Source organism: Gelidibacter sp. (assembly GCF_035577925.1).
In the GTDB taxonomy this organism is placed as follows: domain Bacteria; phylum Bacteroidota; class Bacteroidia; order Flavobacteriales; family Flavobacteriaceae; genus Gelidibacter.
In genome coordinates this window covers 1-2996 of the sequence record NZ_DATJCY010000035.1, presented here as the reverse complement: position 1 = coordinate 2996, position 2996 = coordinate 1, and the positions used below count along the sequence as shown (strand labels likewise).

The window sequence follows — 2996 nt, the reverse complement described above, 5'->3', positions numbered from 1 at the left end:
GATTCATAGATGTATAACATGTATTCCAATTTTTTTATTTTAATACTGGTTTTATGGTTTTATCAAACTATTTTTTAAAAAATGGAAGTTGTGCAACAACTACCCCTATTAACGGTTAGCAAGGTTCCATATTTTTGAAATGTTACTTGAGTCTGTCATTTTATTTGTTTCTATTTAATACACTAATTACCAATCGCTTAACCGTTTCCATTTCTTCTGGTTTGCTGGATGCTATAAAAAGGGTTAAGCTCGCTAGGGTATCATTACTAATTATAGGTTGATTATGGATGTTGAAAAGCATATTGTTTTGCTGCAAAAACTTAAGAAAGCACGCTGCTGCTATGCGTTTATTACCATCAACGAACGAATGGTTTTTCACAATTAAATATAAAAGCATGGTTGCTTTTTCTTCTAAAGATGGATAAAAATCATCTTCACCAAAACCTTTTGTAATTTGGGCTATAGAGCTTTGAAAGCTGTTGTCTTTTTCCTTACCAAAGACATCACTATCAAATTCTGTCAGCATTTGATTGATGAGTTTTTGATACGTTTCCAAACTTGGATATTCTGCCGGTCTTACAGTTAATCCTTTAGCATCTAACTGTTCGTGGTCGTAATCATCCAATAAGCTTAGTCCTTTGGCAAATACAGCAAGCCAATTATCATCCGCTGTTTTATCTTCAATGGCTCTGCTTAAAATTTGAATCCCATTTTTTAATATGTTTACTTCTTGTTCTTTTTGAGCTAAACGCTTTTCATTAATGGCATAGCCTTTAACTAAATAGTCTTTTAAAACATTATTTGCCCAAATACGGAATCGAGTTCCTTGGCTAGACTTTACTCTGTAGCCTACTGATATAATAACATCAAGATTGTAATGTTTAATGTTTTTTGATTGCTTTTTCCCTTTAATAGCACCATGTTGAGTGGTGCGTCGGAAATCCCGACATACCACTTCTTCTTCAAGCTCTCCTTCAGTAAACACATTTTTTATATGTTCTGTAATGGTTGTTCTTCCTTTGCCAAACAATTCTGCCATTTGTGCCTGAGTAAGCCAAACGGTATCTTGTTTAAATTGCACATTAATTTGAGTAGAACCATCATTGGCTTGATAAATTTCTATTTGGCTTTCTTCTTTCATTTTTTTGAACTGTTGCAATTATTGCAACAGATTTATTCTACAATTTCGGGAATTTTCATGAGTTTTCATAATGTTACACAACTTGGCACTTCTCCCAACTCTACTCTATAATTGAGATGGTTTTACGCCACCCAATCAAATAACATGAAAAACCACAAATTCAAGCTAACCAAAAATCAAGGCTAGTTATAAAATCACAAAATCTAATAAAAACTCACAATCCAGCTCCCAATTCCCCTCTTTAGTCAAAGAGGGGTGGACATACGAAGTTTGGACGGGGAGTTTGAAAAATAAAAAAGCAGAAATAAATTTATCCTAGTACAACGAAGGTAAAAAAAAGGGAGTTTGACAAATAGTTTCTAAAAGATTTAAAACTAGAATAATATCTAAAATAATCATATTGACAACCGTACATTACATCAACAAATCTATATTTAGATAGAAAAGTAAATAACATCAAAATAAACAACGAGTTTTACCTACTTTTACATTACAAAACTAATTTTATCATAAAAACGTTATTGATATGAAAAAGCACCGTTTTCTTAAATTTGCAGCACTATTTAGCACTATAATTTTATGTGCCATGGGTCAAAAAGTTGACGCCTGTACACGGGTAGTCTATAAAGGCCCAGACAACACCATAATTACAGCACGATCAATGGATTGGAAAGATGAAATTGATGCTAATATCTGGGTCTTTCCCAGAGGATTGGAAAGATTTGGCAATGTAGGTCAAAACTCGGTTAAATGGACCTCAAAGTATGGCAGTGTGATCACCAGTGCCTGGGATATTGCAACAACCGACGGCATAAATGAAAAAGGACTAGTTGCAAACGTACTATGGCTAGTAGAGAGCCAATACCCAGATTTTGACCCTAAAGGATCCAAACCAGGAATTACCATCGCAGCGTGGGCGCAGTATGTTTTGGATAATTATGCCACCGTTAAAGAAGCCGTGTCCGAATTGGAAAAAGAAAAATTCGTTATTGTCTCTGATTTTATCCCAGGAACTGAAAAATTCACTACGCTACATCTTTCTATTTCAGATGCCACTGGTGATAATGCTATTTTTGAATATGTCGGAGGAAAATTGAAAATCCATCACGATCCATCATACACTGTAATGACCAATTCACCTCTATTTGAACAACAATTGGCTATAAATCAATACTGGGACGGCATCCCGGGCACAACGATGTTGCCTGGAACCAATAGAGCCGCAGACAGATATGTCAGAGCCTCCTATTATATCAATGCTATACCTCAAACAACCGATGTTAGAACTTCCGTTGCCAGTGTGTTCAGTGTAATCCGCAATTGTTCTGTTCCTTACGGGATCTCATCAGAAACAGAGCCCAACATCTCTTCTACAAGATGGAGATCAGTAGCTGACCAAAAAAATCTAGTTTACTACTTTGAAACTGTCAAAACACCAAATACGTTTTGGGTAGATCTAAAAAAAATCGACTTTAGTAAAAACTCCGGAACGAAAAAATTGAGTGTAAGTAAAAATGAAACCTATGCCGGAGAAACATCAAAGCAGTTTACCACGGCTACTCCATTTACTTTTATTGGCTTGTAATTAACAAGAATATTTAAAATCCTTACATCACAAAATTACAGACAGTCGGACCCATATAGGTCCGACTGTTTTTTTAAGCAAATAATTAACGGCAACGCACTCACTTCTAGACTTCGATAAAGACACACTGCTATCAACGGATCAGCATCGGCCATGCGCAGTACATAATCCAGATGGTAATCATCCAAAAAACTTATCGACTATTACGGATATAACAAATACTTCAAGCGCATGTTTTTATACGCAGTTAGTTCTGGCTCCCATCCGGCC

Annotated in this window: 2 protein-coding genes; one reads left to right on the top strand and one right to left on the bottom strand. The window is 35.5% G+C overall.

Annotation, left to right across the window (positions count from 1 at the left end; translation table 11 throughout):
• Positions 1-160 precede the first annotated feature (160 nt).
• A complete protein-coding gene (locus VNJ50_RS01280) occupies positions 161-1141 on the bottom strand; it encodes a virulence protein RhuM/Fic/DOC family protein (protein ID WP_325578298.1) in 981 nt (326 codons plus the stop codon).
• A 526-nt stretch (positions 1142-1667) separates the two neighbouring features.
• Between VNJ50_RS01280 and VNJ50_RS01275 the strand changes: the two genes are divergently transcribed.
• Positions 1668-2726 carry a linear amide C-N hydrolase gene (locus VNJ50_RS01275; protein ID WP_414652852.1) on the top strand — a complete coding sequence of 353 codons (1059 nt, stop codon included), beginning with the start codon at positions 1668-1670 and terminating at the stop codon, positions 2724-2726.
• The last annotated feature ends 270 nt before the right edge of the window (positions 2727-2996 follow it).

Coding starts and splice junctions, on each gene's coding strand:
- VNJ50_RS01280 (WP_325578298.1), bottom strand. CDS start 1,141: ATGAAAGAAGAAAGCCAAATAGAAATTTATCAAGCCAATGATGGTTCT.
- VNJ50_RS01275 (WP_414652852.1), top strand. CDS start 1,668: ATGAAAAAGCACCGTTTTCTTAAATTTGCAGCACTATTTAGCACTATA.